This window comes from Collinsella aerofaciens (assembly GCF_015558785.1).
Classification (GTDB): domain Bacteria; phylum Actinomycetota; class Coriobacteriia; order Coriobacteriales; family Coriobacteriaceae; genus Collinsella; species Collinsella aerofaciens_P.
This window is the reverse complement of the sequence record NZ_JADMOP010000007.1, coordinates 1-25,359: the sequence shown is the minus strand read 5'-3', so window position 1 is coordinate 25,359 and position 25,359 is coordinate 1. Positions and strand designations below refer to the sequence as shown.

Here is a 25,359-nt window from a genome sequence, read left to right as displayed (position 1 = left end):
ATGACCGAACGTTCCCGAAGCGGCAAGACCGCTTGGGACAAGGAGAAAACCCGCGAGCTGTTTCGTCGTTACAAAGAGACCGGTGATCCGGACGCCCGCGAGCAGCTCGTCATGTCCCATATGAATCTGGTAAGGTTTCTTGCCAACAAATTTAAGAATCGCGGCGAGCCGCTCGACGACCTCATGCAGGTCGGATATCTGGGTTTGCTCAAGGCTATCGACCGCTTTGACCCCGAGCGCGGGCTCGAGTTCACGACGTTTGCAACACCCACTATCCTGGGCGAGATCAAACGCCATTTCCGCGACAAGGGCTGGAGTGTGCGCGTTCCGCGTCGCCTGCAGGAGCTCTCTGCCAAGGTCAACCAGGCTACTGACAAACTTACCAACGAGCTGCAGCGTTCGCCCAAGGTTGAGGAGATCGCTGAGTATCTAGATGTGACTGTCGATGAGGTCCTCGAGGCTATGGAATCGTCTTCGGCCTATACCTCGGTGCCCATCGAGGCTCCTGGTGCGTCCGATTCCGACGATGCTCCCTCGATTCTCGACCGTTACGCCGACGACGACAACGAGCTCGACTTTACCGATGACCGCCTAGTGATCGAGGAAGCCATCCGTGATTTTTCGCCGCGCGAGCGCGAGGTGATCGAGCTGCGCTTTGTGAAGGGCATGACCCAGATCGAGATCGCCAAGAAACTGGGTATTTCTCAGGTGCAGGTTTCGCGTCTGCTGCGCCGCACGCTTAAGAAGATTCAGGACAAGATCGACCCCGACGGAGTGATGATTCGTTCATGAGTGAGCACCCCCAACAAACCGATCGCGTGCTGCGCGACACCCGCATTCTGACTCTGCGCATTTGGGCTGTTGTCGGCTGCATTGTTATTGCTGCTGTCTTCTTTAACCTTATGGGCATCCTGGCACCGGTTATTGAGTTTCTTGCCGTCGGCTCCATCATTGCTTTTGTGATGTCCCCGATCACCAATTGGCTCGAGCACCATGGCGTGAATCGCGGCATCGGTTCGCTTATCGCGCTTATTGTTGTTGTTGCCGTGCTCGTCGGTGTCGTTTGCATCTTGTCGCCGATTCTCTTTGGTCAGATCATGGAAGTCCTGAGCCGCCTGCCCGAGCAGCTTCGTGTTGCAGGTGGCGATCTCAACGAGATGATCTCGCATGCCAAGACGCTCAACAACACGCCGCTCAAGGAGTATTTGGACGATAATCTTTCGTCGCTGGTTGCCGTGGCATCGAAGTATGTGTCTCAGATTGCTGCCGAGCTTGGCCGCGGTGTGTTCCCGCTCATCACCAATACGGCCTCGCAGTTGTTCGTGATCTTCCTTGGTCTGGTGCTTGCCTACTGGATGGCCTGCGACTACCCTCGCATGCATCACGAGATTTGTACCATCATCGGTCAGGAGAAGGAGACCTCGTACCGCTTTATGGTCGCCATCCTTTCTCGCTCTGTCGGCGGCTACATGCGCGGTATGGTCGTGACGTCCATCTGCGGTGGTTTCCTCGCCTTTATCGGTTTTATGATCATCGGCCATCCGTATGCGGCGCTCATGGCTATCTTTACCGGCATCATGCATTTGGTTCCGGTCGTCGGTCCTTGGGTGAGCGCAGCAATCGCCACGGTACTCGGTTTCATGTTCAGCCCCATGTTGGCGTTTTGGACGCTTATCGTGACGATGATCGCGCAAAACGTCACCGATAACGTGATTTCGCCTAAGGTTATGCAGAGCTCGGTGCAGGTGCATCCCATCATGAGCCTCACGGCGCTCGTTATTGGCTCGGCACTCATGGGCCCCATCGGCATGATTATTGCCATCCCGCTGTGTGCGGCCCTCAAGGGTATCTTCGTGTACTACTTCGAGAATGAGACCGGCCGCCAGCTTGTGGCCTATGACGGAGCCGTGTTTAAGGGCACGCCGTACCGCGATGCCGATGGCAACCCGGTCGCCGCTTACGACGCGCTCGGTGACGACACCTTCATCTATGAGTCCGAGCTCATCGGTAACGAGACTGCGCCTGAGGCCCAGGCGATGCCTAAGCCCGAGTTCGATAATCCCTGGATCAAGCTCTCGGGTTTGCAACCCGATGCCACGGGCTTCTTCAAGAATCCCTTCGCCAAGGACGATGACTCCAACTCGGACGACGATACCAAAACCGGCATCGACGGCTCCATGGACGATGACGACAACTAGCGGGGTAATTCGGGTTAATATTCATACGCGCTAACATGCAATTTCGCTGAAGGGCCGGCATTGTGCCGACCCTCTTTTTTGCACTTGCGCGGTGGGATGGTAATATCGTTACGTTTGAACTGTTTCGATGTGAAACCGAGGAGATTCCCTCTATGAGTGCTGACTACCCGTCAATGACTACGGCCGAGATCCGCTCCAAGTTCCTCAACTTCTTTGAGGAGCGCGGTCTTAAGCTCTATCCTTCTTCGTCTCTTGTTCCCGACGATCCTTCGCTGCTGCTTGCCAACGCCGGCATGAACCAGTTTAAGGAGTACTACCAGGGCAAGAAGACCATGAAGGAGATCGGCGCGATTTCCTGCCAGAAGTGCGTCCGCACCAACGACATCGATTGCATCGGCGAGGACGGCCGTCACCTGTCGTTCTTCGAGATGCTCGGCGATTTCTCTTTTGGCGGCGTCTCCAAGGAGCAGGCCTGCGCTTGGGCTTTTGAGCTCATCACCAAGGAGTTCAAGCTGCCGCTCGACCGCCTGTACTTCACCGTCTTTACCGAGGACGACGAGACCCATGACGTGTGGCGCTCCCTGGGCGTTGCCGAGGATCACATCTCGCGTCTGGGCGAGGACGACAACTTCTGGGCCGCTGGCCCCACCGGCCCCTGCGGTCCGTGCTCCGAGATCTACTTTGACATGGGCGAGGAGGTCGGTTGCGGCAGCCCCGACTGCAAGCCCGGCTGCGACTGCGACCGCTTCTTGGAGTTCTGGAACCTCGTCTTTACCCAGTACGACCGCCAGGAGGACGGCTCCATGCCGGAGCTGCCGCACCGCAACCTCGATACGGGCATGGGTCTGGAGCGCATGGCCGCTATCATGCAGCACAAGACTGCTAACTACGACGGCGATCTGATGCAGCACCTCATCAAGCTCGGTGAGGAGATTAGCGGCAAGACCTATGACGCCGACGATTACTCCGGCGCCAGCCGCTCCCTGCGCATCATCGCCGATCACTCCCGTGCCGTCGACTTTATGATCTCGGACGGCATCCTGCCCGGTAACGAGGGTCGCGAGTACGTCCTTCGCCGTCTGCTCCGCCGTGCCGTGTTCCACGGTCGCCTGCTGGGCATCGAGGGTGCCTTCCTGACCAAGTTCATCGACGAGGTCAATGCTCAGATGGGAGAGGCTTATCCCGAGCTGCTCAAGAACGTCGCCCTCGTCAAGGGTATCGTCGCCTCCGAGGAGGAGCGCTTCTCCACGACGCTCGACAACGGCCGCGTCTATCTGGACGAGGCTCTGGCAGCGCTTTCCGAGGGCGCCGTGCTTCCGGGCGATGTCGCCTTTAAGCTGCACGACACCTTTGGTTTCCCCATCGATCTGACCGTCGAGATCGCCGGCACCGCTGGTCACGACGTCGACATGGACGGCTTCACTGCCTGCATGGAGGACCAGAAGGCCCGCGCCCGCGCCAATGCCAAGGGCGACGCCTGGGGCAGCTTCAACGACGTGTGGGTCGAGCTTTCCGACAAGGTCGCCGCGACCGAGTTCGACGGCTATGACAACGATGTGATCGAGGGCGCCAAGGTTGTCGCCATCGTGCGCAACGGCGAGTCCGTCGAGTCCGCTGCCGCCGGCGAGGACGTCGAGGTTGTGCTCGACCGCACCCCGTTCTATGCCGAGATGGGTGGTCAGCAGGGTGATGCCGGCAAGCTTTCCGCCGAGGGCGTTGTTCTGACCGTTGCCGACACCAAGAACCACAACGGCCTGTATGCCCACGTCGCGCACGTTGCCGATGGCACGCTGACTGTCGGTGCCGCTGTTACCGCCGCGCTCGACGCCGAGCGCCGTGGCTTCCTGCGCCGCAACCACACCGCCACGCACCTGCTCGACGCCGCCCTTAAGCAGGTCCTGGGCGAGCACGTCTCCCAGGCCGGCTCGCTGGTGACGCCCGAGCACCTTCGCTTTGACTTTACGCACTTCGAGGCCCTGTCCTCCGAGCAGCTCAAGGCTGTCGAGGACCTGGTCAACCAGCAGATCTTCGCTTCCAAGCCGGTCGTGACCCGTGTCATGGGCATCGACGAGGCTAAGGCTGCCGGCGCTGTCGCCCTGTTTGGCGAGAAGTATGGCGACGTCGTCCGCGTTGTCTCCGTGGGCGCTGAGGACCAGCCGTTCTCCCGCGAACTCTGCGGTGGCACACACGCTGCCAACACCGCCGAGATCGGCCTGTTCAAGATCATTTCCGAGTCCTCCACGGGCTCCAATGTCCGCCGTATCGAGGCCGTGACCTCTAAGGGTGCCCTCGACTATATGGCCGACCGCCTGGCACTCGTTGACGCCGCCGCCGCTGCGCTCAAGTGCCGCGTGGATGAGGTTCCCGCTCGTGTGGAGAACCTGCAGGCCGAGCTGCGCGAGACGTCCAATAAGCTCAAAAAGGCTCTGACCGGTGGCTCCTCCGACGCCATCTCCAGCGCCATCGAGGGCGCCGTCGAGCTCGACGGCTATAAGCTCGTTGTCGCTGAGCTCCAGGGCCTTGAGGCTGCCGACCTGCGCAACGTATGGGATACCGTGCATCAGAAGGTCGCCGGCCCTGTCGCTTGTGTCGTCGCCAGCGTGACTGAGAAGGGCACTCCGGCCCTGCTCGCTGCCGGCTCTGATGACGCCGTCAAGGCCGGTTTCCACGCCGGTAACGTGATCAAGCAGATCGCGGGTCTGGTCGACGGTCGCGGTGGCGGTCGTCCCAACATGGCCCAGGCCGGTGGCAAGAATGCTGCCGGCATCGCCGATGCCCTCGCGGCCGCTAAGACCGCGCTCGGCGCCTAAGAATCTAAGAAGTCACTGTGGTTGCGTTCGCGCTGGACATAGGGGAGACCAGGATTGGCATCGCCGTCTCGAGCCGTGATGGCAAGATGGCGATGCCTGTCAAGGTGCTTCCGGCTGCCGAGGTCACCGGTATGGCCAAGACGTTCCGCTACCTGGTTGAGGACTATGAGCCCGACATCCTGGTAAGCGGACGTCCCCTGACCATGGCCGGTGAGCCCGGCCCTCAGGCCGAGCGCGTTGCCGCTGTGGCGCAAAAGATTGCCGACGAGCTCGATCTTCCGTTGGAGTTTGAGGACGAGCGTCTGTCCTCGCAAGAGGCCAAGCGTATCCTGCGCGAGCAGGGACTCAACGAAAAGCAGATGAGGGGCAAGATCGACATGATTGCCGCCAGCCTGTTTTTGCAGACGTGGCTCGATCGTAAAAACGAGGAGGTTTCGCATGCCTAGTGCTTCCGATCCGCGCCAGCCGAATCGTACACAGCAGCCGGCGTCGCGCCCTGCCCAGCCTGGCCAGCGTCCGGCACAGCCGACGCAGCGCGCAGCTCAGCCTGCCGCGCGCCCGGCGCAGTCCTTCTCTCGTTCGGCCCAACCTGTTCAACGGACGGGTCAGCAGCCTTCTGCTCGTTCGGTTCAGCATTCGGCTTCTCACGCGGTTCAGCAGCCCACTGCTCGTACGGCCCAGCCTGCAGGCGGCACCCGCTTTAAGCAGCAGGCACCTACCCAGCGAACGCAGGCCCCCCAATCGCATTCGCATCACGCTCGTGGTTCGCATGGCGTTGCTCCGGCGACCCGCTCGAGCTACAACACGCATGCTCGTCGCGGTGCTCAAAAGAAAAGCTCCCCGGTGCCTATGATTATCGGTGGCGTTGTTGCCGTGCTTGCGCTTGTCGCGATCGTTTTCTTTGTCGTGCCAGCCGTCAAGGGCTTCTTTGGCGGTGAGGGTGCGAAAGTCGTTGCAGGCCAGCAGGTTACTATCACGATTCCCGATGGTGCCTCGGGTGACAGCATCGCTTCGATTCTCTCCGAGAACCATATCGTAGAAAATCCCAAGGATTACTATGCGGCGGTGAAAAAGCTCAACGCCGATATGTCGCTCAAGCCTGGTGATTATTCGTTCACCACACTCATGGATGCGACCAAGGTTGTTCAGCAGCTCATGGAAGGCCCCAACGCGGGCTCCAATACGCTGACTATCCCTGAGGGCCTGACGGTCGATCAAGTCGCCGACCGTGTGGCCCAGGCCTACGACAGCATCTCTAAGGAAGACTTCCTCAACCAGGCCAAGGCCTCCAACTACGTGGACGACTATAGCTTCCTTAAGGGCGCCGCCAACGATTCGCTCGAGGGTTTCTTGTTCCCCAAGACCTATTCGCTGGGCGATTCGCCGACGGCCGATGACGTGATTCGCGCTATGCTCGATCAGTTTAAGACCGAGTACAAGTCGCTTGACTTTGCGAGCTGCGAAGCCAAGATCAAGGAACGCTACGGTGTGGAGATGTCCGACTACGACATCGTCAACTTGGCCTCTATCGTTGAGCGCGAGGGCCTCAACGCCGATCAACGTGCGCATGTGGCCTCGGTTTTCTACAACCGCCTTGCCGGCAAGCTCGACGGTCTGCGCTATCTCAATAGCGATGCGACTATGATGTATGTCACCGGTGGCGAGGTTACCGCCGACGACCTGCAGAGCGATAGTCCGTATAACACCTATAAGCATGAGGGTCTGCCACCCACGCCCATCTGCTCTCCGTCGCTCGAGGCACTCAAGGCCACGCTTGAGCCGACCGACTCCGATGACCTGTATTTCTACATTACGCAGGACGAGGAGTACTTCTCGCAAACCTACGAAGAGCATCAACAGTCTTGGAATTAGCATGAGGATTTTTAGCCCCAAACGATATGTAGCCTCAGTCGACCGCATCGACCTCGATACCCTGTGGGCCGACGGCAAGCGAGCCATTCTACTCGACCGCGATAACACCCTGGTGCCGCGCGATACCGAGCGGGTTCCCGCTGCGGTTTCCGCTTGGCTCGAAGCCGCCCATGCCAAGGGCTTTAAGCTGTGTATGGTGTCCAATAACTGGCATCGCGATCAGGTCATGGCATCGGCGCGCGAGTTGGGGCTCGAGGCCATCAGCCACGCCATGAAGCCCGCCCCGTTTGCCCTCAAAGCGGGCCTTAAGCGCCTAGGTGCTACGGCTAACGAGGCCGTACTGATCGGTGACCAGCTTTACACGGACGTATGGAGCGGTAACTTTGCCGGCGTTGACACCATTCTTGTCAAGCCGCAGGCAACCCAGGACCTGTGGTATACGCAGATCTTCCGTATCTTTGAGCGCCGGGCCCTGCGCGACCTTCCCTGCGAGGAATAGGTTTCGCCATGTCTCAGCACATCAAACACGGCTGCGACCATATCTTCTTTATCGGCTTTTTGGGCGCGGGCAAGTCGACGCTTGCGCGCAATGTGGGCACTATGTTCAAGCGTCGATTCATCGATACCGATCGCCTGGTCGTGCGTCGATGCGGTAAATCCGTGACCGAGATATTTGAGACGGAGGGCGAGTATCGTTTTCGCGAGCTCGAGACCTCGGCACTCCGTTCGCTTCAAAGCGAGCGAAGCCTGCTGGTATCGTGCGGGGGTGGCATCGTCGAGACGCCGGTGAACATTGAACTGATGCACGAGATGGGTACGTGCGTGTACCTCGAAGGCGATTTTGAGGACTCGTTGCGCCAGATCCGCCGCTCCGATACCCGGCCCGATTTCCGCTCGCCCGAGCATGCTGCGCGCCTGTTTGAGCATCGCCGTCCGCTGTATCGCCAGGCCGCCGATATTACCCTTGATATTCGCAACAAGTCCTTCGAGGACGTTTCTTACCTTTGTGCCGAGGTGCTTTTGGAGCGTGGATTGCTATGATTCGCCGTCAACTCATCAATTTCCAAAACCGCAGTGTCGATGTTCGCGTCGGTCTTGGCGCATTTGAGGAACTGTCGCGCATGTTTGCCTCGACTGTGGGCAAGCCTAAGCGCGCGATGGTGGTTTGGAACGACGCCACATCCGAGCGTTTTGGTGAGGTCGTCGAGCATGCGCTGGTCGACGCCGGTTTTGTCATGTCACAGCTTCCCCTCGAGGTTTCGCCTGCTGGTGCCACGCTTGCTGATGCCGATGCTATCTTTGGCGCCCTGACTGCCAATGGCATTACCTGTGACGATCTGGTTGTCGCCGTTGGCGATGCCGCAACCTGCTCGGTTGTTAGCTGGTGTGCCAATCAGTGGTGCGGCCGCACCGAGTGCGCGTTGCTGCCGACGACCTTCGACGCCATGCTCACGGTCGCGACGACCATGAAGCCGCTCGTCGCCTCGTCGTCGAATGCGCTTCCCGCTATCGCGTTCCGTCCCGAACCGGGCTTGGTCGTGTGTGACCTCGACCTTGTTCGCGAGGCGGACCCCGAGTACCTCAAGCTCGGCTATGTGGTACTTGTTGGTACCATGCTTTCGAGCAGCAAGTCCCGCTGGAATCAGTTTACTGAGACCGTTCCTGAGATTCTCGCGGGCGAGGAGGTCGCGCTCGTCAATGCAGTTCAATGGTCCCAGACTGCCCGTAAGGACGTACTGATGGCCACGAACCCGAGCGCCCGCCATGCGCTCGATTTTGGCAAGACGGGGGAGCGTACTCTGCGCGCTTGCTTGGGCGATGCTGCTTCGCAGGTTCCTGCCTATCAGCTGTTATCCGAGGGCATGCGCTTTGAGGCGCGCCTAGCACATGATGCCTGCGACTTCGATATCGATTACGTCTTTGAGGTCGATGACTGCCTGGAGGACTTTGGTATCGAGGAACTTGCCTTCGATCTGGAGCCTGCCGTATATATCGAGGAGTTCCGCAAGCAGCAGTTCGCTCGCTCGAACCGCAGCATGTTGCCGCTGCCCGCGGCACTCGGCGCCATTCGTCTAACGAGCGTTGAGGACGAGGTTCTTGAGCGCCATACTCACGCCTACTTGGCTTCACGCAAAGAACTTCTCTAAGATTTATTGACATCCATTGTCTTTCGTATCATGTTGAGGGGCGGGTTTTCAATCGGTTGCGGATCGCATGCGATTCCGTCGTTCGTTTGAGACCCGTCCCGTCTATATAGAGACAACAAGAAAGGAATCTGCATGTCTGAGTTTGCTGCCGGTCCTGCCGGTCGTATCGAGCGTGTCCGTGCCCTGATGGCCGAGCGTGGCTACGACGCCATCGTGGTGCGCGACGAGGCCAACCTTCGTTGGCTTACGGGCGTGAAGGGCGTCTTCGACTACACCTTCGAGTTCCCGCACGCTGCGTTTATTACGGTCGACCAGTGCCTGTTCCACACCGACTCGCGCTACCTCAACAGCTTTGAGGAGAACACGCCCGCCGGCAGCCCTTGGGTCTACGACATGGATGAGGGTACCATTCCCGACTGGGTCGCCGGCAAGATCGCAGCCAACAAGTGCCGTGTCTGCGCTGTCGAAGACGATATGCAGATTAATTTCTACCAGGGCATTCAGCGCGGCCTGGAGGACCGCTCCGTCACCTGCATGCTGCCGCTGATGCACGACGACATCCGCAAGATGCGCGCCATCAAGGACGCCGAGGAGATCGAGCTCATGCGCCATGCGCAGTCGATCACCGATGCCGCCTTCCAGCACATGCTCGGGTTTATTAAGCCTGGTATGACCGAGAAGCAGGTTCGCAACGAGCTCGAGAATTTTATGTTCGCCAACGGCGCCGACGGCCTTGCCTTCGGCTCCATCGTGGCGAGCGGTCCCAACACCGCCAACCCGCATGCCGTGCCGAGCGACCGCGTGATCGAGAAGGGCGATTTCGTTCTTATGGATTACGGCGCGGGCTACTGCGATTACCGCTCCGACATGACACGCACCGTCGTGATGGGCGAGCCCACGCAGGAGCAGCTCGACCTGTACGCGCTCGTGCGCCGTACGCACGAGGAGTGCGTCGCCGCCATCCATCCGGGCGTCGAGGGCAACGACATCTTCAAGCTCTCTAAGAAGATCATCGGCGATGCCGGCTATGGCGATTACTACAACCATGGTCTGGGCCACGGCGTTGGTATCGACATCCATGAGCTGCCCAACTTCAACCGCAGCAAGAACACCATCGAGATCGGCTCGGTTGTCACCCTGGAGCCCGGCGTCTACCTGCCCGGCGTGGGCGGCGTGCGCCTTGAGGACTACGGCGTGGTCACCGAGAACGGCTACGAGCCCTTCACCAAGACCCCGCACGACCTGCACGTTATCGACTGCTAGTCTACTTCGGTAGATAGTTTGGGGCGGGGCGTTCGGATCGATTCGGACGCCCCGCGTTCTCTTTTTATGCGCTCGCTGCAGGCGCCGTCTGCAAGTGTATAATTTCTGTCGTATGTAATTTGGACGCTTGTGCGTTCTGCCCATAACAAGAAAGGTCGCTATGCCTACCATTTCTACCGCCGACTTCAAGAACGGCCTCGGTCTCCGCATCAAGGACAAGGTCTACACCATTGTCGAGTTCCAGCATGTCAAGCCGGGCAAGGGCGGCGCGTTTGTGCGCTACAAGACCCGCGACATCAAGAGCGGCCGCGTCGTCGAGAACACCTGCAACGCCGGCACCAAGTTCGAGAGCGTCATGCTCACCACCCGTGAGTTCCAGTACCTCTACAACGATGGCACCGACTACATCTTCATGGACAACGAGTCCTATGAGCAGGTTCCCGTTCCCGAGGACATGGTGGGCGAGAACTCCAAGTGGCTGCGCGAGAACGACATCTGCCAGCTGCTCTTCGCCGACGATGAGCTCATGGGCGTGACCCCGCCGATGTTCATCGAGACCACCATCGTCCAGACCGACCCGGGCTTTAAGGGCGACACCGTCCAGGGTTCCACCAAGCCGGCCACGATCGACACCGGCGCTGTCATCCAGGTCCCCATGTACCTCAACGAGGGCGAGGTCATCAAGGTTGACACCCGCGACGGCAAGTTCGTCTCCCGCGTCTAGCAACCAACTCTTCTAGGAGGACTCATGCCCCAGGAAATCAAGATTGACGGCATCGGCATTTCGCCCGATGTTCTGACCGCCATCGTCTCGCGCGCCGTGTCGGATGTCGAGGGCATCGCCTCCGTTGGCGTCAAGGACCTTGCCACCAACCTTGTCTCCATGATGCTCTCGTCCAAGGCCCCGGCTTCCGAGCCGGCGGTCGAGGCCGAGGTTGTCAGCGACAAGCTCGCACTCACCGTGCGTGTCGTGGTGTTCTTTGGCTATCCGTTCAAGAAACTCGCCGAGGCCGTTCGCGCCGCCGTGGTCGCCGCCATCGATGCCCAGGTGGGCGTTGAGGTCGAACGCGTTGACGTTTGCATCGACGGCCTCGTTTTCCCCAAGGAGTAACCTTTGAGCCTTAAGGTTTATCGCGGGCGCACGCTTGCCCGCAGTCAGGCGCTGCAGCTGCTGTTCCAGGCCGAGGCCACGGACAGCCCGCTCGAGCGCGTCCTCGAGGGCGATTTCCTGATCTCGAAGGGTCCCCTCGACCCCTATGCGCTGGAGCTTTGCCGCGGTGCCTACGAGCACATCGATCGCATCGATTGTGCCCTGCGCGCCGTCGCTAAGAACTGGGATCTTATGCGCATGCCCGGTGCCGACCGCAACCTTCTGCGTATCGCCGTCTACGAGATGCGCTTCCTCACCGACGAGGAGGTCTCGGACGCTATCGTGATCAACGAGGCAGTCGAGATTGCCAAGGCTTATGGTACCGACCAGTCCGCGTCGTTTGTCAACGGCGTGCTGGGCAAGATCGCTCGCAGTGAGGAGCTGCCGGGCGAGGACCTGTACCAAGAGCTGCTGGCCGAGGATCGCGCTCGCGAGGAGGCACAGGCTGCCGAGGCGGCCGCCAAGGTCGCTGCCGCTCAGGCTGCCGCCGGTGTACTTGCTGAGGATGCGGACGCTGCTGAGGCCGTCGAGGCCGACTCCATCGAGGAGTAGCCATGCCAGAGGGTTCCGTCCGCAACTTCGATGAGATCTCGGATCGCCTGGACCAGATCATCGCTACCGTTCGCTCCAAGGATACGTCCTTGGAGCGTTCGCTCGATCTGTTTGACGAGGCGATTGAGCTGGGATCCCGCGCGGTCGATATGGTCGACAAGTTTGAGCTGACGCCGCGTGAGGCCGATAAGCTCGAACAGGAATACGATGAGGATGCGGCAAACGAATCCCAGGATAGCTAGGCCGCATCTCCGGATACGAATGGTTGATGGCATTCATGAAACGCGTGCGTCTTGATGACGAACTGATTTCACAGGGCATCTGCGCCGATCGCGCGGATGCCCTTCGCACTCTTATGGCCGGCTTGGTCTCGAGTGGCGGCGAGCGCTTGACTTCGCCGGGGCTCAAGGTGACGCCGGGCCAGCCGCTGCACGTTAAGGGGCGCATTCCCTATGTTGGCCGCGGCGGTCTTAAGCTCGAAGGTGCGCTTGATGCGTTTGGCATCAATCCGACGGGCCTTGCCTGTCTGGATGTGGGCTGCTCTACCGGTGGCTTTACCGATTGCCTGCTCAAGCGCGGAGCTGCGACCGTTGTCTCGGTGGACGTTGGTCGCGCCCAGTTCGATTGGTCGTTGCGTCAGGACGATCGCGTGACGCTGCATGAGCGCACAAACGTGACGCAGCTGCCTGAGCTTGGCTATGCCGGCGCCATCGACCTGGCTGTGTGTGATGTCTCGTTTACCAGCATCGCGAACATTATCGATGCGGTACTGGCGTGCCTGGCGCCTACGGGTGCATTCTGCACGCTCGTAAAGCCGCAGTTTGAAGCTCCGGCGGCGCTGGTGGGCGAGGGCGGCATTGTGACCGATCCTGCCGTGCGCCGCGATACGCTCGTGGCGGCGGTTGAGCTCTTTGCTGCCAAGGGGCTGTTCCCGGTCGATGTGTGCGTGTCGCCCATTCATGGTGCCAAGGGCAACGTTGAGTTTTTCCTGTACGGCACGAGATTTGAATCTGGCGACCGCTCGCAAGACGTGCTGCAATCCCAGGTATCGGTTTTGAGCGAGAAAGCTGCAACGCTATGAAGGTCTTTCTGGTTCCCAATTACTACAAGCAAGAGGCGGTCGAGAGCGGCCTGATGCTCGAGCTTTGGCTGACGCGCCAGGGCTATGAGGTCGCATGGGCTGCCGACCAGCGATCGAAGATTCAGAGCACGCCTGATATTGACGGCTCCGATCTGGTCATTACGCTCGGCGGTGACGGTACGTTGCTGCGCGCTGCCCGCATCCTCAACCATCGCGAGATTCCTATCCTCGGTCTTTCCTATGGTCACCTGGGCTTTTTGACGGCCGCGAGTCCCGAGGAGCGCGACATTTTGCAGGTTGTGAGCGACGCCCTGTCCGGCGAGCTGCATGTGAGCCGTCGCGCTACCATCGCCGCGGATATCGTGTCCGTGCGTGACGATGGCACGAAGGATGTCGTGCGCACGTTCGCCCTCAATGACATGGCGCTCACGCGCGGCCCCCTGTCCGATATGGTCGAGTTTGACATCACGGTGTCCGGCCACCATATCGATCGCCTGCGTGGCGACGGCGTGGTCGTGTCCACGGCGACTGGTTCTACGGGTTACGCGCTCAGTGCCGGTGGCCCCATCGTGAGCCCCGACTATACGGGCATGGTCTGCGTACCCATTGCGCCGCACACCATTCAGGCCCGTGCCTTCTTGACTTCGCCGAGTGATGTCGTCGAAATCTTTATGTCTGATGATCGTCCGAGCGTTCCAGCGATTGCTATCGATGGACAGTTTATTACCTGCGATGGCACCGTTGAGAGCGTGGCGGTGCGCCGCGGGCCCGGAGATGTGTTGCTGCTGGATTACGGCCCCGAGAGCTTCTATAACTCGGTGAGCCGCGTATTCTACGGAGTCCGTCATGATCGATGAGCTGCAGGTTTCTAACATTGCGCTCATTCGCGAGGCGACGCTGCTGCCGAGTGCCGGCCTGACTGTCCTGACCGGCGAGACCGGTGCCGGCAAGACCGCGCTGCTCTCGGCCCTCAAGCTTATTTTGGGTGAGCGCGCGGATTCGTCTATGGTGCGCGAGGGCGAGGCACTGGCGAGCGTCGAGGCGCGCCTGTTTGACGGCCCGCACGACACGGAGGGCTTCATCGTGCAGCGCAGTCTTTCTTCTGCCGAGGGCCGCAGCCGCGTGAAGATTGACGGACGCATCGCCAGTGTGCGCGAGCTTTCGGAGCGCGTTGGCGTGATGATGGATCTGTGCGGCCAACACGAGCACCAGCGCTTGCTCGATCCGGCGCATCATGTTGCGATGGTCGATGCCTGGGCAGGGCGCCCTGCACTCGAGGCGCTCGAGCACTACCGCGCCTGCTTTAAGGCTTCGCGCGCTGCCGCTAAGGAGGTTCGACGTGTCGAAGAGACCTCGCGTGCGCAGGGGAGCCGCGTCGAGGAAGCGCGCTTTGCGCTCGAGCGCATCGGCGAGGTCGACCCCAAACCGGGCGAGTATGAGGAACTCGAGGAACTGCTGCCGCGCTCCGAACATGCCGAGGTGCTGGTTGCCACAGCTAATGATGCCCATGCATCGCTTGCCTCTGAAGGGGGAGCGCTCGATGCCGTGAACAGCGCCGTGGCAGAACTTTCCCGTATGGCTTCCGTCGATCGCAAACTTGGCGACATTGCCGATTTGCTTTCGGATGCCTGTATCTCCCTTGAGGATTGCGCGAACGAACTTCGTGCCTATCGCGATGGCGTCGCCTTCGATCCGCGCGAGCTCGCTCGCATGCGTGAGCGGTATTCCGACCTCAAGGGCCTGCTGCGTCAGTGGGGTCCTACCATGGACGATGTTTTTGCCATGCGCGATCGCTCGCAAGAGCTGCTGTCCCTGGTCGATGATGGCGATGAACAGATCAGAAAGGCGCGTGAGGCACTCGGGAGCGCCGAGCACGAGTTGTTTGCCGCTGCCAAGGCACTTAAGCGCGCTCGCAATATGGCGGCCCCGCGCTTCTGCCACGAGGTTTGCCGCCAGATGGCTCGCCTGGAGATGGGCGGCGCCGAGCTCGTCTGGGAGTCGCGTGATCTTCCCCGTGCTGAGTGGACGCCCGTTGGTCCTTCGAGCTACGAGCTGCTATACCGCAGCGGTGCCGGTTTGACTCCACGTCCCCTGCGCCGCATTGCGTCGGGCGGCGAGCTCAGCCGCGTCATGTTGGCAAGTAAGGTTGTCCTCGGTAACGCGGACGGTGTCGATACGCTGGTGTTTGACGAGGTCGATGCCGGTGTCGGCGGCTCTACGGCTCGTGCTCTTGCTGGTGTGCTGGCCGATCTTGCCGCTACTCATCAGGTCATCGTCGTAACGCACCTTGCGCAGGTTGCGGTCATGGCCGACAAACATTATGTTGTCAGTAAGGAACCGGGCGATGTTCCCCAGACGCATTTGGACGAGGTAACCGGCGAAGCGCGTACCGCCGAGATCGCCCGCATGTTGAGCGGCGATCAATCGGAGGCGAGCTTGGCGCATGCCAAGCAGATGCTTGAAGAAGCTCGAGGTTAGGTCGTATCAGCGGTGCTGGTGGGACAAAATAGACTGAATTTTTTGTCCCACTTCGCGTTTTACTCCACGACCTTATCCGGTTGGATGAGCTCTTCGTAGTAGCTGATATGCTCTCGGGCGTCCTCGATTTCGGGCAGCAGGAAGTTGTAGATGACCTCTATGATCATCGTGGCGCTCATCTTGGAGAATGCGAAGTCACCCGTTGTCAGCAGCGCTTCGTGATTGACGGTATTAAAGGTGTAGTCGGCGAGGCGCGCAAGTGGAGACTTGCTATCGCTGCTGATGACGACTACGGTTGCGCCGCAGTTGCGAGCCGCTTTTGCCATGCGATTCAGTCGGCGCGATTTGCCAGAGTTTGAGATTAGCACGATGACGTCACCCGGGCGTAACGTGAGCGCAAAGCCGATTGATGTCTCGCTAATGGTGCTCGCCATGCAGCGCAGGCCCAGCTGCGAGAACTTGAACGTCGCGTCGAGCGCGACGGCGTTGGTGTTGCCTACGGCCGCAAACTCAATAACGCCGGCGTTCTTAAGCGCGTGTACAACTGCGGCCAACGTGTCGTGATCAATGCCGTCGATGGTCGCATTAAGCTCACTCACCTTGGCGGCGAGGATATTTTTAAGGCTCTGCTCCATGTTGTCGAGCGAGACCTCGTCGGTCAGGCCCTCGTTGCGCTGACTCTCTAAGTCGCGCGCCAACGAAAACTGAAAGCTGCGGAAGCTGCCAAAGCCCAGCTTGCGGCAGAAACGCGAAACGGTCGCCTCGGACGTGGCGGCTGCGCGCGAGAGCTGAGCCGCCGTGAGGCGTGGCGCCTCGGACTGGTGCTCCAATATATAGTCGACAATGCGCTGCTCGGACTCGCTGTATCCCTGGTGGGTACTAATGAGGGAAAGTGCGCTTTTGCTACTATCGGTCATGGATGGCTCCTGGTTGGCATGAAAATCTAACTTGATTTGCAATGCCATAGTATACGGGCATTTTCAATTACAAGATACACCTTGCCGTTTCAAGTGTTGATGGTAAACTTTCACTTGCCGTTTACGGTTATGAAAGAACCTTTCACCGGAGAATTGCGCCTTGTCTCTTCTCACGCGGACGGTAGGTTGGTATCTTTCAGTTGTGGAAAAACGCGCATCGAAGCGCGTGTAGGGGAGCGCCCGAGGGCGCTGTACTCAAGAAGGAGGGACACATGGCTAAGTTTGACATCATCGCCGCGACCGGTTGCCCGACCGGCATTGCGCACACCTTCATGGCGAAGGAGGCGCTGGAGAAGGCAGCTGCCGAGCGCGGTCTGACCATTAAGGTCGAGACTCATGGCCAGGTCGGTGTCGAGAACGAGCTCACCAAGAGCGAGATCGCCGGTGCCAAGGCCGTCGTCGTCGCAGCCGATAAGGATGTCCAGGCTGAGCGTTTCGCCGGTAAGCCCATGGTTTCCGTTGGTGTTTCCAAGGCCCTGTCTGTCGAGGCTGCTGGTAAGCTGATCGACCGCGCGCTCGCCGCCAAGGGCGACGACACGGTTGCCGCTGCCGCCGATGTCGAGGACGAGGTCGAGGAGAAGGAGTCCATCGGCCACGTCATCTACAAGCACCTCATGAACGGCGTCAGCCACATGCTGGTCTTCGTCGTTGCCGGTGGTGTTCTGACCGCCATTTCGTTCCTGTGGGGCATCACGTCCTTTGATTCGACGGCTGCCGACTACAACAGCTTTGCTGCGATGCTCAAGATCATCGGCGGCATCGCCATGAACCTTATGGTTCCGGTGCTTTCCGCCTACATCGCCGAATCCATCGGCAAGCGCCCGGCGCTCGTCCCCGGTTTCGTTGCCGGTATGATTGCCATCCAGGGCCTGCCTGTTAACGCCGAGACCGGCATGATCGACGCCGGTGGCGCCGGCGTGGGCTTCGGCTTCCTGGGCGGCATCGTCGGCGGCTTCCTCGCCGGCTATGTCATCCTGCTGCTCGAGAAGGTTTTCTCTAAAATTCCCGCGAGCCTTAATGGCCTGAAGGCAATCTTCCTGTATCCGCTGTGCTCTACCGCCATCGTCGGCCTGGTCATGCTCGGTATTTCCGGCCCCATGGCTGCCATTAACCAGGGTATGATGGATTTCCTGCAGAGCCTCGGTAACTCCGGTCCGGTGATCCTTGGCCTGGCCATCGGCTGCATGTGCGCCTTTGATATGGGCGGCCCGGTCAACAAGGCTGCTTACGCTACTGGTACCTTCCTGCTCGGTACCGCTCTCGAAGCTGGCGTCGGCACCGAGACCTACAACTTCGGCACCAACTTCATGGCTGCCGTCTCCGCCGCTTGCATCGTTCCGCCGCTGATCACCACCTTCGCCGTCGTTGTCGGCAAGAAGTACTTCAGCCAGGAGGATCATGACGCCGGTATCGTCAACCTCATCCTTGGTTGCACCCACATCACCGAGGGCGCCATTCCGTTCATGACCAAGAACATCTGGCCCGTCATGCCCATCATGATGCTCGGTTCTTCCATCGCTTCCATCTTGACCATCTTCTTCAACGTTCACGATCCGGCGCCTCACGGCGGCTTCCTGGTGCTGCCCGTTGTCGAGAACGGTCCGCTGTGGGTCCTCGCGATCCTCATCGGCGCTGTGGTCGGTGGTATCCTGTTCGTGGCCTTCAAGAAGTACGACTTCGAGAAGAATCAGAAGGCCGCTCCTGTAGCCAAGTCCGTTGAGGCCCCCAAGGCCGCTGCCGTCGAGGCCCCCAAGGCCGAGGCTGCCGACTTCGTGAAGGTCGAGAATGTCTTTGTCGCCGAGGACTTCGCTTCTCGTGACGAGGCTCTGAGCTTCGTTTCCAACCAGGCTGTCAAGGCTGGTATCGCCAGCGACGCCGACGCCGTGATGAACGCCTTCCTGGCCCGCGAGGCCGAGGGCACCACGGGCATGATGGAGGGCTTCGCCATCCCGCATGCCAAGTCCGACGCCATTACCGAGGCTGCCGTCATCGTCGTCAAGGACGAGTCCGGTGTGACCGGTTGGGACACCATGGACGGCGCTCCCGTCAACGTGGCCATCGCGCTGCTCATCCCGGGTGCCCAGGCCGGCACCACGCACCTTAAGATCCTGTCCAAGGTCGCCGAGGCGCTCATGGACGAGGACTTCCGTGCCACCGTCAAGGGTTCCACCGACGCCGCCAAGATCGCCAAGACGATCAACGCCCGCCTGGTCTAATCCCGCAACACGCGAATACCATCGCCCCCTGTATATAAGGCGGAGTCCCTCTCCAGGGCCTCCGCCTTTTTTCTATCCCTCCCATAAGTTGCGGTGAAATAGGGACTGTTTAAACGATTCAACCTCAAATTCAGTCCCTATTTCACCGCAACTTATAAAAGGATATAGAGGGGGCTACCTATCGAGTCTTTATCGCGAACAGTTCTTCAGCCAGAATTCCGTTCGCACGATATTACTTTGGACCGACCGAGTTTCCGCAGCTTGCTCGCCGGGCGGGGCGATTAAGTTTGTCGCGAGTTCCGCACGCAAAGGAAAGCACTTAATGTGCTTTCCGTCTTGCGCAGGACTGTAGAGCAGCAAACTTAATCGCCCCGCCCGGTGAGCAAGCGGACGACAAACACATCTGTCCAATAATTCGTCTGAAACACAATGAAAAACCGTTTGATGTGAGTTAATATAAACAACGTCGTGAATCTGACTCCTGCCACATGCATGACAGGGGTTAAACACAAAAAGGAGTCAACTATGGTTTCTGAGAAGGCTACCCTCGTTAATCCTCAGGGTCTGCACATGCGTCCGGCTGGTCTGTTCGCCTCCACCATGGGCAAGTACGCCTGTGACGTGACGGTCGTCACCCCCGAGAAGGAGGTCAACGGCAAGTCCCCGATGGCCCTCATGGCTGCTGGTATCCCCTGCGGTACCGAGGTCGAGGTCAAGTGCGACGGCGCTGACGAGGCCGAGGCTCTGGCTGCTGCCATCGAGCTCATCAAGAGCGGTCTTGGCGAGTAGAACTCAAACGGGTCGCATGTTGAACAACTAAGTTCATATTTGGGGGCGCAGTGACCTGTTGTAAGGTAACTGCGCTCTTTTGTCATGGATATGGCAAAACGCTTTATCACATGACACGGAGAGAGGAATGGGAATGTATCAGGGAGTCAACGCTTCCGAGGGCATCGGTATCGGCACCGTCATGGTCGCCGTCGATCCCGACTTGACGTTTGAGCCGCACGAGGTTGCTGATTCGGCAGCAGAGAAGGAGCGCTATCAGTCCGCTCTTTCGGTCTTCTGCGAGAAGACCCAGGCTCAGGCCGACCACATGAAGGAGACGGTGGGTGAGGCCGAGGCCGAGATCATGAGCGGACACATTGTCCTGGCTCAGGACCCGGGCATGACCGACGCCATCAACGCCGCCATTGACGGCGGTACCTGCGCCGAGCAGGCGCTCATGGACACCTCGACCATGTTCGAGAACATGTTCCTGTCCATGGACGACGAGATGTTCCGTCTTCGCGCGGCTGACATCGCCGACATCCGCACCGGTATTCTGGCCGAGCTGCTGGGCAAGGAGGTCGTCGACCTCTCCGTCCTGCCCGAGAACACTGTCGTTGTCGTGCACGACCTCACGCCGTCCATGACCGCCACGATCGATAAGGCCCACGTTGCCGGTATCGTCACCGAGACCGGTGGCCGCACGTCGCACTCCGCGATCATTGCGCGCGCCCTCGAGATCCCGGCTGTCCTTTCGGTCTCCAACAGCTGCACCGCACTGCGCAACGGCATGACCGTTGTCGTCGACGGCGGCAAGGGTATCGTCGAGGCCGATCCCGACGAGGAGACGCTCGCCGCCTACACCGCCAAGGCCGAGGCCTTCGCTGCCGAGAAGGCAGCCCTCGAGGCCTTCCGTGGCAAGCCGTCCGTGACTGCTGATGGCATCAAGAAGATCATCGCCTGCAACATCGGCAACCCCGATGACGTGCCCAACGCGCTCGATCACGATGCCGAGGCCATCGGTCTGTTCCGCTCCGAGTTCCTGTTCATGGACTCCGCTGAGCTTCCTTCCGAGGAGGAGCAGTTCAACGCCTACCGTAAGGTCGCCAGCGCGCTCAAGGGTGCTCCGGTCATCATCCGCACGCTCGATGTGGGTGGCGACAAGGAGATTCCGTATCTGCATATGGTCAAGGAAGACAACCCCTTCATGGGCTTCCGCGCCGTGCGTTACTGCCTGGCCAATCCCGACCAGTACAAGGTCCAGCTCCGCGCTCTGCTGCGCGCTAGCGCCTTCGGTGACGTCAAGATCATGATCCCGCTCGTCACCTGCGTCGAGGAGGTCTTGGCTGTCAAGGAGCTCGTCGAGCAGTGCAAGGCCGAGCTGACCGAAGAGGGTCGCAAGTTCAACGAGAACATCGAGGTCGGCATCATGGTCGAGACGCCCGCCGCTTCGCTGCTCGCAGACCGTCTTGCCGAGGTCGCCGACTTCTTCTCCATCGGCACCAACGACCTGATCGGCTACACCATGTGCGCCGACCGTGGTAACGACACCATCTCCAACCTGTACCAGGTTTACTATCCCGCCGTGCTCCGCTCGCTCAAGAACATCATCGAGAGCGGCGTGAAGGCCGGCATCATGGTCGGTATGTGCGGCGAGGCCGCTGCCGATCCGCTGCTCGAGCCGCTGCTGATCAGCTGGGGCCTGGAGGAGTTCTCGATGAGCGCTCCGTCGATCCTGCGCGCCCGCAAGACCATCAGCCAGTGGACCAAGGCCGAGTGCGACGAGCTCGCCGAGAAGGCACTCGCCTGCAACACCGCCGCCGAGGTCAAGGCACTGCTCGAGTCCGCAGCTCGCTAATTTGGTATCAGAGGTAACCGCGTGGTTGGAATGGGCCGGCCACGCGGCCCTCACATATACAGGGGGTACTGTAAATGTTCTACACGCTAACCGCTAACCCGGCTGTCGACATGACGGTTTCGAGCTCTCCGCTCGAGCCCGACGAGAACGTTCGCACCGGTTCGGCCAGCTACACGGCTAACGGCAAGGGCCTCGACGTGTCCTTCGCCTTTAAGAAGATGGGCGTCGACACCGTCGCGCTCGGCTTCTTCGCCGGCTTCACGGGCAAGTTCATCGTCGAGGAGGTCATGAACCTGGGTTGCCTCTGCCGCCCGGTCTGGACCGACGGCATCACGCGCATTAACACCTACGTCAACGATGGCCAGCACGAGTACGGCATCCTGAATCCTGGTGCTCCGATTACGCCGCAGCACCAGGAGGAGCTCTACAACATCCTGGACACCGCGGGCGATCTCGAGTGCCTGATCGTTTCCGGCTCCGTTCCTCCCAAAGCTACGCCTGACTTCCTGGCTCAGGTCATGGAGCACGCACAGGCTCGTGGCGCCGACGTCGTCCTGGACCTGTCCTCCGACAAGCTCAAGGAGCTCGCTCACAAGAAGCCGCTGCTCATCAAGCCGAACCATCACGAGATGAAGGCCATCTTCGGCGTGCCGGTCGACACCGACGACGAGGTCCGCGTTGCCATGAAGATGGCTCACGACGCTGGCGTTCAGAACGTGCTGCTCACCCGTGGTAGCCGCGGCGACGCTTACTTCTCCAACGGCGAGGACATCTGGTACGCCAAGCGTGAGTTCAACATCAAGCTGGTTTCTTCCGTCTGCGCCGGCGACTGCACCCTCGCTGCGTTCCTGCACAAGTGGTACAGGGATCGCGACAACGTCGAGGAGGCCATGAAGCTCGCTATGGCCACCGGCGCCAACGTTGCCGAGTCCGTCGGCATCGGCGACTTCGGTCACGTCGACGAGTACAGCAAGCGCGTTGCTGTCCGCAAGCTCGATCGTCAGTAATTGAAACGTGACATATTCGTGCGCATGTGGCGCCCCGGTTTCGGCTGGGGCGCCTTTTTGTTCCGCCACGGGGGAGAGGTGTCCCGCCGTGCTTCATCGCTTCCACACCGTTCGCCGAGTTGTCCTAGCCTTTTACCGATGCGTGGAATATACTTTCATTAACACGTTGCTTCGTGAAAGGAACATTCATGATTTACACGCTCACTGCAAATCCCGCCATTGACTACAACATCGCCTGCGACGGCCTTACTGCCAATACCGTCACGCGTACCCGCAATGCCGTCTACACGCCCAACGGCAAGGGCCTCAACGTCTCGTTTACGCTTGACCACTATGGTGTCGACACCACGATCCTGGGTTTCTTCGCCGGCTTCTCGGGTGAGTTTATCGTTAAGGGCGCCGAGGCCCTGGGCGTGCCCGTCAAGCCCGTGTGGACCGACGGTATTACGCGCGTCAATGTGTTCCTCAACGCCGGTCCCGACACCGAGTACAACATGGTCAATGCCGGTGCCGCCATCAATGAGGCCAACGAGCAGGAGATGTTTGAACTTATCGATTCGCTCGATGACATGACCTGCCTGGTCATCAGCGGCTCGCTGCCTCCCAACACTTCCGAGGGCTTCTTGGCCGAGGTCCTGCGCCGTGTCAAGGCCAAGGGGGCCGAGTTCGTCCTCGACATCTCGAGCCATCAGCTGGCAGACCTCATTGCTCTGGAGCCACTGCTGATCAAGCCCAATGACGACGAGCTGCTTGACATCTTTGGCATCAAGGTGAGCGGTGGCGACGACGAGTCCGTCAAGGGCGCTATGGCTGAGCTGCACGCCAAGGGCGCCAAGAACGTGCTGCTGACCCTTGGTGGCGCCGGTGCGTACTTCTCCAACGGCGAGCATATCTGGTTTGCCAACCGCACCTTCGACGTCAAGCTGCTGTCGACTGTGTGCGCCGGCGATTCCTCGCTCGCTGCCTTCCTGTCCGTGTGGCACGACGCTCCCGAGCGCGTCGAGGACGCCCTGCGCCTTTCGATGGCCACTGGCGCCAACGTGGTCGAGTGCCCCGGTCTGGGTGATTTTGCCAAGGTGGACGAATATAAGAAGCACATCGAGGTTCGCCAGGTCTGCTAGTTCCGGCACCTTGTCTGAATAGTTTGATTATTTCGCATCCGTCTTAGACTAGGACGGATGCGTTTTTGTTTATCGGACTTGCGTGTGCAGTGGAGGCTGTTTCTTGCTAGACTTCTTGCAGACGCAATCGATAGCCAATTTGATAGTCGCAGGAGGCCATAGGCATGTGCAATGTTTCGCTCAACGGTACTCAACCGTCCGATGCGTCCCTGCGCGTCCTGCGCGCGCTTGAGGCGGCTGGTCTTGAGGCTTGGTACGTGGGCGGTTGGGTGCGCGACGCCCTGATGGGGTACCCCAGCCACGATGTTGATTTGTGCTGTAGCGGCCTGTGGCAGGAGTCCAAAGCGGCGCTCGAGGCCGCCGGCATCGCGGTTGTGGAGTCGGGCATTAAATTTGGCGGAATCACGGCTATTTCCGATGGCGAGCGTATCGAGGTCACCACGTACCGTCTGGATGGCTTTTACACCGATGGTCGTCATCCCCAGAGTGTGGAGCGTGCCGCCTCGCTCGAGGACGATCTGGCGCGCCGCGACTTTACCGTCAATGCCATGGCCTGGCATCCCGAGCGCGGGCTTGTCGACCGCTACGACGGCCAGGGTGACTTGGAGCGCAAGCTGATTCGCGCTGTCGGCGATCCCAAGCGTCGCTTTAACGAGGACGCCCTGCGCATGCTGCGTGCGGTGCGCTTTGCCTGCCGTCTGGACTTTATGATTGAGCCCGAGACCAAGCGTGCGCTTGCCGAGTGCGCGCCGCTGCTCGATGCCGTGGCGCGTGAGCGTGTGGGTATTGAGCTCGAGGGCATTCTTTCGACCGGTCATGGGGGAGACGCGATGCTTCGCTATCCCGAGCTCATCTGTGCCGCTTTGCCCGAGTTGGCAGCGGGTCGCGGGTTTGATCAGCGCAGTGTCTATCATGCGTTTAACGTCTACGTGCATATCGCCCGTGTGCTGACGGTGGCGGGGGAGCTCGCGCTGTGTGACGGCGTCGCGCCCTCGTCGAGCCTTATGTGGGCGGCGTTTTTGCACGATGTGTCCAAGCCCGAGTGCTTCACGGTCGACCATGCCGGTAGCGGACACTTCTACGGTCATCCCGAGCTCGGCGCCAAGAAGGCGCGCGTCATTATGGATCGCCTGGCGCTCTCGCACGACTTGGTGCGCGACGTGTGCCTGCTCATCAAATACCATGACAAGCCGCTGCGCCCCGAGCGCTCCTGTCTGCTCAATATGATGCGCGCGCTTTCGGGTGAGGGCGTCGACACGGCCCGCCTGATTGACGAGCTCATGGATCTTAAGCGTGCCGACACACTTGGCAAGGCCCCGTCGTGCTTCTATTACGTTGAGACGATTGAGGAGATGCGCGCGATGGCGCACGAGCTGCTGAGGGCGGGGGAGCCCTATACGCTCAAGATGCTCGCCATCAACGGCGGCGACCTGATCCGTGCCGGAGTCAAGCCCGGGCCGGAACTGGGGCAGCTTCTCAACTCCGCCCTCGACGCCGTGATCGAAGACAACATTCCCAACGATCGCGAAGCTCTTTTGGTCCATCTCAACTTGAATTAGCTACCTAGTTTACCTGCGTGTTCCATAACCTGCCGACAATTTTTCGGCAATTTGGAATTTCTTCTTGCGCTGACGTTTTTTGTCCCGTAATATATTTCTTCGCAGCACGGCAGTGCAGATGTCATGTGGCCCGTTCGTCTAGCGGTTTAGGACGCCGCCCTCTCAAGGCGGAGATCACCAGTTCGAATCTGGTACGGGCTACCACTTTTTTTCTGCTGAGGCTTATGGCCCGTTCGTCTAGCGGTTTAGGACGCCGCCCTCTCAAGGCGGAGATCACCAGTTCGAATCTGGTACGGGCTACC

Annotated in this window: 23 protein-coding genes and 2 tRNA genes; 24 read left to right on the top strand and 1 reads right to left on the bottom strand. The window is 59.9% G+C overall.

Annotation, left to right across the window (positions count from 1 at the left end; genetic code table 11):
- The 16 genes from I2G40_RS04735 to I2G40_RS04660 all read left to right on the top strand — a co-directional run bounded on the left by I2G40_RS04735 (window position 1) and on the right by I2G40_RS04660 (window position 15,551).
- Window positions 1-792 carry an RNA polymerase sigma factor SigF gene (locus I2G40_RS04735; RefSeq protein WP_022094589.1) on the top strand — a complete coding sequence of 264 codons (792 nt, stop codon included), beginning with the start codon at window positions 1-3 and terminating at the stop codon, window positions 790-792.
- A complete protein-coding gene (locus I2G40_RS04730; protein WP_195544359.1) occupies window positions 789-2,198 on the top strand; it encodes an AI-2E family transporter in 1,410 nt (469 codons plus the stop codon). The genes I2G40_RS04735 and I2G40_RS04730 overlap by 4 nt, the downstream gene beginning before the upstream one ends.
- A 152-nt stretch (window positions 2,199-2,350) precedes the next feature.
- On the top strand, window positions 2,351-5,008 hold the full coding sequence (gene alaS / locus I2G40_RS04725; RefSeq protein WP_195544358.1) for an alanine--tRNA ligase: 2,658 nt from the start codon (window positions 2,351-2,353) through the stop codon (window positions 5,006-5,008).
- Window positions 5,009-5,025: 17 nt separating this feature from the next.
- Complete coding sequence (ruvX, locus tag I2G40_RS04720) at window positions 5,026-5,454, top strand: Holliday junction resolvase RuvX (RefSeq protein ID WP_195544357.1); 429 nt, start codon at window positions 5,026-5,028, stop codon at window positions 5,452-5,454.
- Window positions 5,447-6,880, top strand: coding sequence for an endolytic transglycosylase MltG (gene mltG / locus I2G40_RS04715; RefSeq protein ID WP_229089763.1), 1,434 nt, complete (start codon window positions 5,447-5,449; stop codon window positions 6,878-6,880). Before ruvX ends, mltG begins: the two co-directional genes overlap by 8 nt.
- A 1-nt stretch (window position 6,881) precedes the next feature.
- Entirely contained in the window at window positions 6,882-7,379 is a 498-nt protein-coding gene (locus tag I2G40_RS04710) for a YqeG family HAD IIIA-type phosphatase (RefSeq protein WP_195544356.1), read from the top strand.
- 8 nt (window positions 7,380-7,387) lie between these two features.
- Entirely contained in the window at window positions 7,388-7,921 is a 534-nt protein-coding gene (locus tag I2G40_RS04705) for a shikimate kinase (protein ID WP_195544355.1), read from the top strand.
- Window positions 7,918-9,027 carry a hypothetical protein gene (locus tag I2G40_RS04700; protein WP_195544354.1) on the top strand — a complete coding sequence of 370 codons (1,110 nt, stop codon included), beginning with the start codon at window positions 7,918-7,920 and terminating at the stop codon, window positions 9,025-9,027. The genes I2G40_RS04705 and I2G40_RS04700 overlap by 4 nt, the downstream gene beginning before the upstream one ends.
- Before the next feature lie 132 nt (window positions 9,028-9,159).
- The gene (locus tag I2G40_RS04695; RefSeq protein WP_195544353.1) at window positions 9,160-10,290 is read left to right on the top strand and encodes a M24 family metallopeptidase; all 1,131 of its coding nucleotides are present in this window, start codon (window positions 9,160-9,162) and stop codon (window positions 10,288-10,290) included.
- A 160-nt stretch (window positions 10,291-10,450) separates the two neighbouring features.
- Entirely contained in the window at window positions 10,451-11,014 is a 564-nt protein-coding gene (gene efp, locus I2G40_RS04690; RefSeq protein ID WP_006233983.1) for an elongation factor P, read from the top strand.
- A 24-nt stretch (window positions 11,015-11,038) separates the two neighbouring features.
- Window positions 11,039-11,401, top strand: a complete 363-nt coding sequence (locus I2G40_RS04685) for an Asp23/Gls24 family envelope stress response protein (protein WP_195544352.1) — start codon at window positions 11,039-11,041, stop codon at window positions 11,399-11,401.
- Window positions 11,402-11,404: 3 nt separating this feature from the next.
- The gene (gene nusB, locus I2G40_RS04680; RefSeq protein ID WP_195544351.1) at window positions 11,405-11,992 is read left to right on the top strand and encodes a transcription antitermination factor NusB; all 588 of its coding nucleotides are present in this window, start codon (window positions 11,405-11,407) and stop codon (window positions 11,990-11,992) included.
- A 2-nt stretch (window positions 11,993-11,994) separates the two neighbouring features.
- Window positions 11,995-12,234 (top strand): exodeoxyribonuclease VII small subunit, encoded by a 240-nt coding sequence (locus I2G40_RS04675; protein ID WP_006233978.1) that lies wholly within the window; start codon window positions 11,995-11,997, stop codon window positions 12,232-12,234.
- Between the two features lie 35 nt (window positions 12,235-12,269).
- The gene (locus tag I2G40_RS04670) at window positions 12,270-13,073 is read left to right on the top strand and encodes a TlyA family RNA methyltransferase (protein ID WP_195544393.1); all 804 of its coding nucleotides are present in this window, start codon (window positions 12,270-12,272) and stop codon (window positions 13,071-13,073) included.
- On the top strand, window positions 13,070-13,930 hold the full coding sequence (locus I2G40_RS04665) for an NAD(+)/NADH kinase (RefSeq protein ID WP_117746039.1): 861 nt from the start codon (window positions 13,070-13,072) through the stop codon (window positions 13,928-13,930). Before I2G40_RS04670 ends, I2G40_RS04665 begins: the two co-directional genes overlap by 4 nt.
- Entirely contained in the window at window positions 13,920-15,551 is a 1,632-nt protein-coding gene (locus I2G40_RS04660) for a DNA repair protein RecN (RefSeq protein WP_195544350.1), read from the top strand. Before I2G40_RS04665 ends, I2G40_RS04660 begins: the two co-directional genes overlap by 11 nt.
- A gap of 59 nt (window positions 15,552-15,610) precedes the next feature.
- Here I2G40_RS04660 and I2G40_RS04655 read toward each other — a convergent pair whose 3' ends face one another.
- Window positions 15,611-16,468 carry a MurR/RpiR family transcriptional regulator gene (locus I2G40_RS04655; RefSeq protein WP_055286452.1) on the bottom strand — a complete coding sequence of 286 codons (858 nt, stop codon included), beginning with the start codon at window positions 16,466-16,468 and terminating at the stop codon, window positions 15,611-15,613.
- A 272-nt stretch (window positions 16,469-16,740) separates the two neighbouring features.
- Between I2G40_RS04655 and I2G40_RS04650 the strand changes: the two genes are divergently transcribed.
- From I2G40_RS04650 to I2G40_RS04615, 8 genes are all read left to right on the top strand, one after another.
- Window positions 16,741-18,744, top strand: a complete 2,004-nt coding sequence (locus I2G40_RS04650) for a fructose-specific PTS transporter subunit EIIC (protein ID WP_195544349.1) — start codon at window positions 16,741-16,743, stop codon at window positions 18,742-18,744.
- A 525-nt stretch (window positions 18,745-19,269) separates the two neighbouring features.
- Window positions 19,270-19,533, top strand: coding sequence for an HPr family phosphocarrier protein (locus I2G40_RS04645; protein WP_022094575.1), 264 nt, complete (start codon window positions 19,270-19,272; stop codon window positions 19,531-19,533).
- Window positions 19,534-19,666: 133 nt separating this feature from the next.
- Window positions 19,667-21,370, top strand: a complete 1,704-nt coding sequence (gene ptsP / locus I2G40_RS04640; RefSeq protein ID WP_035138206.1) for a phosphoenolpyruvate--protein phosphotransferase — start codon at window positions 19,667-19,669, stop codon at window positions 21,368-21,370.
- Window positions 21,371-21,444: 74 nt separating this feature from the next.
- A complete protein-coding gene (locus I2G40_RS04635) occupies window positions 21,445-22,377 on the top strand; it encodes a 1-phosphofructokinase family hexose kinase (protein ID WP_006233969.1) in 933 nt (310 codons plus the stop codon).
- Between the two features lie 188 nt (window positions 22,378-22,565).
- Complete coding sequence (locus I2G40_RS04630; protein WP_006233968.1) at window positions 22,566-23,498, top strand: 1-phosphofructokinase family hexose kinase; 933 nt, start codon at window positions 22,566-22,568, stop codon at window positions 23,496-23,498.
- A 164-nt stretch (window positions 23,499-23,662) separates the two neighbouring features.
- A complete protein-coding gene (locus tag I2G40_RS04625; protein ID WP_195544348.1) occupies window positions 23,663-25,057 on the top strand; it encodes a CCA tRNA nucleotidyltransferase in 1,395 nt (464 codons plus the stop codon).
- A 127-nt stretch (window positions 25,058-25,184) separates the two neighbouring features.
- Window positions 25,185-25,261 (top strand) — tRNA-Glu (locus I2G40_RS04620).
- 22 nt (window positions 25,262-25,283) lie between these two features.
- A tRNA-Glu gene (locus I2G40_RS04615) sits at window positions 25,284-25,357 on the top strand.
- The last annotated feature ends 2 nt before the right edge of the window (window positions 25,358-25,359 follow it).